The organism is Cellulomonas algicola (assembly GCF_003851725.1).
GTDB lineage: Bacteria > Actinomycetota > Actinomycetes > Actinomycetales > Cellulomonadaceae > Cellulomonas > Cellulomonas algicola.
The window spans coordinates 1-7076 of record NZ_BHYL01000223.1 but is presented as its reverse complement, the minus strand read 5'-3'; the positions used below and the strand labels follow the sequence as shown (position 1 = coordinate 7076).

11 protein-coding genes are annotated in these 7076 nt (G+C 76.1%); 3 read left to right on the top strand and 8 right to left on the bottom strand.

Going from position 1 to position 7076, the window contains the following annotated elements; translation table 11 throughout:
• Positions 1-1112 (top strand): GNAT family N-acetyltransferase (locus CTKZ_RS13995; protein ID WP_200829755.1); only part of this gene is annotated, 1112 nt, incomplete at its 5' end.
• A 56-nt stretch (positions 1113-1168) separates the two neighbouring features.
• Here CTKZ_RS13995 and CTKZ_RS13990 read toward each other — a convergent pair.
• The 3 genes from CTKZ_RS13990 to CTKZ_RS13980 form a co-directional block, all read right to left on the bottom strand.
• Positions 1169-1795, bottom strand: a complete 627-nt coding sequence (locus CTKZ_RS13990; protein ID WP_124343518.1) for a class I SAM-dependent methyltransferase — start codon at positions 1793-1795, stop codon at positions 1169-1171.
• A gap of 204 nt (positions 1796-1999) precedes the next feature.
• Positions 2000-2479, bottom strand: a complete 480-nt coding sequence (locus CTKZ_RS13985; protein WP_124343519.1) for a GNAT family N-acetyltransferase — start codon at positions 2477-2479, stop codon at positions 2000-2002.
• Positions 2480-2529: 50 nt separating this feature from the next.
• A complete protein-coding gene (locus tag CTKZ_RS13980) occupies positions 2530-3561 on the bottom strand; it encodes an RNA polymerase subunit sigma-70 (RefSeq protein ID WP_200829754.1) in 1032 nt (343 codons plus the stop codon).
• A gap of 85 nt (positions 3562-3646) precedes the next feature.
• On the opposite strand from CTKZ_RS13980, the gene CTKZ_RS13975 reads away from it, so the two are divergent.
• Positions 3647-4009 (top strand): nuclear transport factor 2 family protein, encoded by a 363-nt coding sequence (locus CTKZ_RS13975; protein WP_124343517.1) that lies wholly within the window; start codon positions 3647-3649, stop codon positions 4007-4009.
• Between the two features lie 80 nt (positions 4010-4089).
• On the opposite strand, the gene CTKZ_RS13970 is transcribed toward CTKZ_RS13975, so the two are convergent.
• The 4 genes from CTKZ_RS13970 to CTKZ_RS13960 form a co-directional block, all read right to left on the bottom strand.
• Entirely contained in the window at positions 4090-4542 is a 453-nt protein-coding gene (locus tag CTKZ_RS13970) for an HNH endonuclease (protein ID WP_124343516.1), read from the bottom strand.
• Between the two features lie 82 nt (positions 4543-4624).
• A complete protein-coding gene (locus tag CTKZ_RS13965) occupies positions 4625-4855 on the bottom strand; it encodes a hypothetical protein (RefSeq protein ID WP_124343515.1) in 231 nt (76 codons plus the stop codon).
• Positions 4856-4944: 89 nt separating this feature from the next.
• Positions 4945-5091 carry a hypothetical protein gene (locus CTKZ_RS21625; RefSeq protein WP_160142905.1) on the bottom strand — a complete coding sequence of 49 codons (147 nt, stop codon included), beginning with the start codon at positions 5089-5091 and terminating at the stop codon, positions 4945-4947.
• Positions 5092-5235: 144 nt separating this feature from the next.
• Positions 5236-5988, bottom strand: coding sequence for a DinB family protein (locus tag CTKZ_RS13960; protein WP_124343514.1), 753 nt, complete (start codon positions 5986-5988; stop codon positions 5236-5238).
• 110 nt (positions 5989-6098) lie between these two features.
• Between CTKZ_RS13960 and CTKZ_RS13955 the strand changes: the two genes are divergently transcribed.
• Complete coding sequence (locus tag CTKZ_RS13955) at positions 6099-6437, top strand: DUF488 domain-containing protein (RefSeq protein WP_124343513.1); 339 nt, start codon at positions 6099-6101, stop codon at positions 6435-6437.
• Between the two features lie 40 nt (positions 6438-6477).
• On the opposite strand, the gene nadE is transcribed toward CTKZ_RS13955, so the two are convergent.
• Positions 6478-7076, bottom strand: a 599-nt coding sequence (gene nadE / locus CTKZ_RS13950; RefSeq protein ID WP_124343512.1) for an NAD(+) synthase, incomplete at its 5' end; no start/stop codon positions are given.

Below are 7076 nucleotides of genomic sequence, written 5' to 3'. Positions count from 1 at the left end.
CCGACGTCGACGACATCCACGCACTGCGGCGTGCGCTCGAGGACTGGATGGCGGACCGCGGCGTCGACCAGTGGGCGCGCGGGTCGCTCCCCCGCGAGCGCGTCGCGACGCAGGTCGACGCGGGCGAGTGGTGGGTCCTGCGCGACGACGAGGGTGTCGCGGCGACGATCCGGCTGCTGTGGTCCGACCCGGACTTCTGGGGCGACGACCCGACGCCGGCCGTCTACGTGCACGGCCTCATGGTCGCCCGCCGCCGCTCGGGCGACGGCCTCGGGAGTGCGCTCCTCGACTGGGCGGCGGCCCGCGGCCGTGACGCCGGCGTCGGGCTGTTCCGCCTCGACTGCCGCACGAGCAACCCCGCGCTGCGCCGCTACTACGAGAGCCAGGGGTTCACCGCGGTCGGCGAGCGCGACTTCGGCACGCACCGCAACACGCTCCTCGAGCGGCCGCTGCGGCGCGGGACGATCGGGTTCCTGCACACGGCGGACGCGCACGTCCCGACGTTCGACGCGCTGACCGTGCAGGAGGGTCTGGTCGCGGTGCACGTCGTCGAGCCGCGCCTGCTGGACGACGTCGGACGCGTCGGACCCGACGACGCCGACGTGCGCCGCGGCACCCAGGAGGCCGTCGACGAGCTCGCCCGGCGGGGCGCGGACGTCGTGGTGTGCACGTGCTCGTCCCTGGGCCCGGTCGCCGACGGGCTCGTGACCGACGTGCCCGTGCTGCGCGTCGACCGTCCGATGGCGCGCGCGGCCGTCGCGTCCGGGCGCCGGGTCGGCGTGGTCGCGACCGTCGGGTCGACGCTCGGGCCGACGTGCGACCTGGTGCGCGACGAGGCGGAGAGGTCTGCGGGTCCCGGAGCCGCGACGACCGTCGTCCCGGTCCTCGTCGACGGGGCGTGGGACGCGTTCCGGAGCGGCGACGTCGCACGCCACGCGTCGCTGGTGGCCGCCGCGGTGCGCGATCTCGCCGCCGACGTCGACGTCGTCGTCCTCGCGCAGGCCAGCATGCACGCGGCCCGTCCGCTCCTCGACGACCTGCCGGTCCCGGTGCTGACGAGCCCGGCGACGGGCGTCGCGGCCGCGGCACGTCTGGTCGACCGCGCACGCTGAGCCGACTCCACGCCCAGGGCGGCCGACCGTACCACCCCCGAGGTCGGCGGGTCGGTTCAGTCGCGGCGCTTGCGACGCTCGCGGCGTGCCGCGACGCGCTCGACGAGACGGTAGCGCGACGCCTCGTGCTCGAGCGCGGCGAGCCCGGCCTCGGACAGCCGCACGAGAGGGCGCCGCCTGAACCGCTCGCCGTGCCGCCGCTCGACCGCCTCGAGCACGCGCTGACCTGCGCGGATCACCCCCGCCGACGACTCGACGTGGTCCGCCAGCAGCACGGCACCGTCGGGACGGACGACGCGGGCGAGCTCGCGCAGCACCGCGACCTCGTCGTCGACGCAGCACAGCGAGAACGTGCACACGACGGTGTCGAACGACGCGTCGGGCCACGGCAGCGCGGCCGCGTCGCCCTGCACGAGCTCGACGTCCGCACCCAGCGACCGCGCCCGGCGCCGCGCGAGGTCGAGCATCGCGGCGCTCTGGTCGACACCGACGAGGCTGTCGGCGTGCCCGACGAGGTGCGGCAGGTTCGCGCCGGTGCCGACACCGACGTCGAGCGTCCGCCCGTGGGCTCGTGCGCCGACCCACGCGCGCGCGTCGGCGAGCAGCCGCCGCTCCGCCCATGCGGTGACCCGGTCGTACGACGCCGCCTGCGCGTCCCAGTACGCGACGTGCTGCCCGGACATCGCCACCTCGCTCTCCCCCGTGCCGACGTCGCCAGGCAAACCCGCCCCGGCGGCGCCGTCAAGCGGAGGGCGGGTGAGGTCCGCGACGCCGACGCAGGGGACGCGCCGACGGCGGCCCGACACCGTGGCGTCCGGAGGCGCGACGGGTGGACTCCGGCCGCGGTGCCGGCAGGCGCCCGCCGGCGGGCCGCACGACGCGATGCGTCAGGCGTCGAGCCGGCGTTCGAGGAGCACGACGTCGCGCCAGCGTCCCGCGAGCGGTCCGGACGTCATGAGGCCGAGCCGTTCCCGCGTGCCGACGACGCGGAACCCGGCCGCGGCGTGCAGCGCGAGGCTCGCGGCGTTCTCGGGGAAGACGCCCGCCTGCACGGTCCACACGCCGTGCGCGGGCGCCTCGGCGAGCAGGCGCTCGAGCAGGGCCCGCCCGACGCCGCGCCCGTGCGCCGCCGGGTCCACGTAGACCGACACCTCGACGACGCCCGAGTACACGGCTCGCGTCGACACCCCGGAGACCGCGACCCACCCGAGCACCGTGCCGCCGTCGAGGGCGACCCAGCGCAGCCCGGCCCGCTTGCCCGCGTCGAACTCGTCCCAGGTCGGGACGTCGGTCGCGAACGTGGCCTGGCCCGTCGCGATCCCGGCCGCGTAGATCGCCGCGACCTGCGGCCAGTGCGCGGCGGTCATCGGGACGAGCACGTGCTCGGCGGGCCGCGCGGGCGGCGTCGGACGATCGGTCACGCCGGGATCCTGCCACCGGACGCGGCCCACCACCCGAGCGTCACGGCCGGGGGCACGGCGCGGCGAACCGTCCGGCCACACCGTCGTCGAGGAACCGTGTCGCGGACGCGACGCGGCCGCCGCGGGTCGTGACGACGTACACGCCCGCGGGTCGCACCGCGCCGGCGCCGTCCGCGAGCGTGCCGACGAGAGCGGGCCCGCCCGTTCGCCGCGGTCTCCGTCAGGGTGAGCGTGCGTCCGGTGCGCCACCCGGCGGCCGCGCGCAGGAACGCCGCGACGGACTCCCGGCCCCGGTAGACGTGCGGCAGCGGCGGCATCGCGAGCCACGCGTCGTCGGTGAGCAGCGCGACGACCCCGTCGACGTCGCCGGCCTCGAGCGCGCGCGCGAACCGCCGCGCGACCGCGACGTCCACGTCACCGCCCGTGCGCGACGACGCGCGCGCCGCCACGAGCGACGCCCGCCCGCGCTGCCGCAGACCCTTGACGACGGTCGGCGTCACGTCGAGCATCGCGGCGCACTCGGCGACGTCGAACCCGAGCACGTCCGCCAGGACGACGGCCGCGACCTGCCGCGGCGGCAGCGCCTGCAGCGCCGCGACGAACGCGAGCTCGATCGACTCGGCGGCGTCCCACCGGGCGTCGGGGCCGTGCGCGACGGGGGCGGTCGGCAGCCACGCGTCGGGGTAGGGCTGGAGCGTCGTCAGGTCGTCGAGCGCGTCGGGCGGCGGGGCGTCGAAGGGCAGCGCGACCTCGGCGGGCCGTCGGCGACCGGTGCGCAGCACGTTGAGGCAGCGGTGGGTCGCGATCGTGTAGAGCCAGGTGCGGACCGACGCGCGTCCCGCGAACGCCGGCAGGCCACGCCACGCGGCGAGCAGCACGTCCTGGAGCGCGTCGTCGGCGTCGTCGAGCGAGCCGAGCATGCGGTAGCAGTGCACGTGCAGCTCGCGCAGGTGCGGACCGGTGAGCGCGGCGAACGCGTCCTCGTCGCCCGCCCGTGCCGCGTCCAGGGTCGTGCCGACCGGCTCCATGACACCGGACCGTACGAGACCGTTCCGACAGACGTCCTCCCGGTGTCGGTACGAGTGCCAGTCCCGACCACGAGGAGGACCCACCATGACCGGACGCGCCCTGCAGACCGCCCTCGACTACCACCGCGCGTGGAGCCGCCACGACGTCGACGCCGCGATGGCGCTCGTCGCCGACGACGTCGTCTGCGACGCCCCCGGCGGGCCCGTGACCGGCATCGACGCGTTCCGCGCGTTCATGGGCCCGTTCGCGACGTCGACGACCCGCACGGAGATCCTCGGCGCGTTCGGCGACGACGACACGGCCGTCGTGCTCTACGACACCGACTCGACCCTCGTCCGGCACGCGCCGGGCGCCGAGTGGGTGCGCGTCGCGGGTGGGCGCATCACGCACATGACGATCGTCTTCGACCGGCTGCCGTTCGCCCAGGCGCGGGCCGCGGCCAGCTGACCCGCCTCGACGACGGCTCACGCGGACGGCCCGGTGCGCACGACGACGGACCGCCCTCCTCGCCGGAGAGCGGTCCGTCGTCAGAGGTCGAGGAGCTCGGCGTGGCTCGGCACCCGCGGCGCGTACCGGAGTCGCATGCCGGCCTCGTCGGGCGTCCGGTCGCGCTTGCGGTTGTTGCACCGACCGCAGCACGCGACCGTGTTGAGCCACGTGTTCGGGTCGGCGGTCCGCGACCGCGGCATCACGTGGTCGACGGTGGCCGCACCGCGCGTCCCGCAGTAGGCGCAGACGTGGTCGTCCCGCCGCAGCACGCCGGCCCGCGACCACGGGGGTGCGCCGGTCCGGTGCCGCCAGCGCATGTGCACGTACCGGACCAGCCGCAGGACCGCGGGCAGCGGGTACTGCCCGAACCGCTTGCCCGCGACCGCCTCCTCGACGACCGCGACCCGCCGGTGCAGCATCCGCACCGCGTGCTGCAGGCTCACCCGGTGCAGGGGCTCGTAGCCCGCGTTCAGGACCAGGACTCCGGACACCGGGGTCACCTCCTCTCTCGTGGTCGCTCGGACCGGTCGTCGTGCTGGGTCGGGTCGTGTCGGTGGTTCGGGCTCGGGGCGCTTACTCGGTGACCTCGACGACCGTCGCCCAGTCGGCGTGCGCGTCGCACCAGACGCGATCGCCGAGCGTCGCGAGCGGGTCGCGCACCGCGTGCGGCTCGCAGTCGACCCGGACCCGTCGCAGCGGGTTGCGGGCGGCCGTGCGGGCGAGGCGCCGGGCGGCGCGACGGGCGGCGGCGTCGGAGATCGGCGCGTGGGTGGCGGTCAGGGACTGGTTGACGATGCGGACCATGGCGGTCTCCTTCCAGGGGGCGCGGGTCGACGAACGACGACGGGCCACTCCCGCGGAGGGGAACGGCCCGTCGTCGACGTGGGTGGACGTCAGGTCGACGAGGGGCGCAGGAGGCGACCGCGCTGCTCCGGGCGGCCGGTCGTGCGGTCGGTCGTGCGGTCGAGGGTGCGGTGCAGGACGAGCGCGTCGGACGCGCAGACGTCGCGTCCCGACCAGCGGTCGATGCGGTCGTGCACGGGCTCCTCCTTCCGCGGCTCGTCGTGGCCGTCACGTGTGGTCGCCGCGCGCGAGGTCACGCGCAGCGCCCCGGTACTGTGCGCGCCGCCGGGCGCTGCTGGCCAGCGCATTTTCCGCGCCCGGACGCCCCGACGCGTGCGCGTTCAGGCCGGCGACGACCCGATCGCGTCGAGGTCGCGGACCGCGAACCGGTGGTGCTCCCACTCCTCCTCGAGGATCACGTGGAGGCACGACAGGGTCGTCTCGGGGTACTCGGGCGCCCACGGGTGCGGGTGCTGCGCGGCGAGGTCGTCGGCGGTGACGGTCGCGAGGAAGTCGCGCACCAGGCGGACGCGGTCGGCGCGGGCCGCGAGCACCTCGTCGAACGTCGGCGTGGTCGTGCTGAACAGCGACAGGTCGAGCCCGTCGTCCTCCGCCTGCGGACCGGGCTGGCCGAGCGGGTGGAACGGCTGCGCCAGGCCGAGGACCGAGCGCCCGAGCCAGGCGTCGGTCGCGAGGACGAGGTGGCGCAGCGTCTGGGCGAACGACCACTCCCCCGCGACGGACACGTCCGGCGTCCCGTCCGGCATGGCGGCGACGCGCGCGAGCGTCGCGTCCCACGTGCGCTGCAGCACCGCCCACGCGTCGCGCAGCCCGTCCGGGTCGGCGGCGCGGCGGGTCGAGCGGCCGGGGAAGCGGCGGTCGAGCTCGGCCTCGACGAACGGGACCACGTCGACGCCGTTGACGAGGAGCGCGTCACCGTCGGGCAGCCACGGCGCGTCGATCTCGACGCCCTCGACCTGCACGCCGCGCAGCACCGCGCCGGACAGGTCGGTCTCGATGAACCTCGCGCCGCGCAGGTCGGCGCCGCGGAACTCGGCCGCGCGGAGGTCGTCGGTCGGGCCGAACGTCGTCATGGCGTCTCCTCGTCGTCGAGCGTCGTGGGTCGCGCACCGTGCGGCAGGTCTCGCGGCCGGCCCGGCAGCGCCGATCCTCGCACCGGTCGCCCACACGGCACGATGGGGGTGTGAGCGTGCGCGTGCGCCGGGTCCACGACGAGCGGTCCGACGACGACGGGCTGCGCGTCCTCGTCGACCGGCTGTGGCCGCGCGGCCTGACGAAGGAGCGCGCGGCGGTCGACGTGTGGCTCAAGGACGTCGCGCCGTCGACCGAGCTGCGGCGGTGGTTCCACCACGAGGAGGCGCTCTTCGACGAGTTCGCCCGCCGCTACCGCGCGGAGCTCGCGACCAACCCGGCGCTCGACCGGCTCCGGGACGTCGTCGCGACGCACGACGTCGTCACGCTCCTGTACGGCGCGAAGGACCCGGACCACAACCAGGCGACGGTGCTGCGCGACCTGCTCTGACGGCCCGGGACGACGGGCGCCCAGGCCCGGCGAGCGCCGGTCAGACGGAGCTGCGCGACGGCTCGGCGACCGGCGTCGGGACGTGCCGCCAGTGCGTGGCGAGCGGCATCCGGCGGTCGCGCCCGAACGCGACGCGGCTGACCTTGATCCGCAGCGGCACCTGGCGGCGCTTGAACTCGCTGCGGTCGACGAGCCCGAGGACGTGCCGGACCGTGGCGGTCGCGCCGGCGCGGTCGTGCCCGCGGGCGACGAGGTCGTCGACGAGGTCGTCGGGTCCCGTCCGGTCCTCGAGGAACGCGAGCAGCAGCGGGTCGAGCACGTCGTACGGGGGCAGCGAGTCGGAGTCCTGCTGGTCGGGTGCGAGCTCCGCCGACGGGGGCTTGGTGAGCGTCGACGCCGGGATCGGCGGCACCTCGCCGGACGCGACCGCACGCGCGTTGCGCCACGCGCACAGGCCGTAGACGCCGGGCACGAGCCGGCCGTCGAAGGCGACGACGTCGGTCTTGAGCAGGTCGCCGAGCGGGTTCGGCGCGGTGCCGCACGTGTCGCCGTAGAGCGTCGTGTAGCCGACCGCGCTCTCCGACCGGTTGCCCGTCGAGCAGACGAGCGCACCGGTCGCGTTGGCGATCGTCATGAGGG

Bases quoted from the DNA above. Each gene is read 5' to 3' on its own strand.
- CTKZ_RS13990 (WP_124343518.1), bottom strand. From the start codon at position 1,795: ATGTCCGGGCAGCACGTCGCGTACTGGGACGCGCAGGCGGCGTCGTAC.
- CTKZ_RS13985 (WP_124343519.1), bottom strand. From the start codon at position 2,479: ATGACCGCCGCGCACTGGCCGCAGGTCGCGGCGATCTACGCGGCCGGG.
- CTKZ_RS13980 (WP_200829754.1), bottom strand. From the start codon at position 3,561: ATGGAGCCGGTCGGCACGACCCTGGACGCGGCACGGGCGGGCGACGAG.
- CTKZ_RS13975 (WP_124343517.1), top strand. From the start codon at position 3,647: ATGACCGGACGCGCCCTGCAGACCGCCCTCGACTACCACCGCGCGTGG.
- CTKZ_RS13965 (WP_124343515.1), bottom strand. From the start codon at position 4,855: ATGGTCCGCATCGTCAACCAGTCCCTGACCGCCACCCACGCGCCGATC.
- CTKZ_RS13960 (WP_124343514.1), bottom strand. From the start codon at position 5,988: ATGACGACGTTCGGCCCGACCGACGACCTCCGCGCGGCCGAGTTCCGC.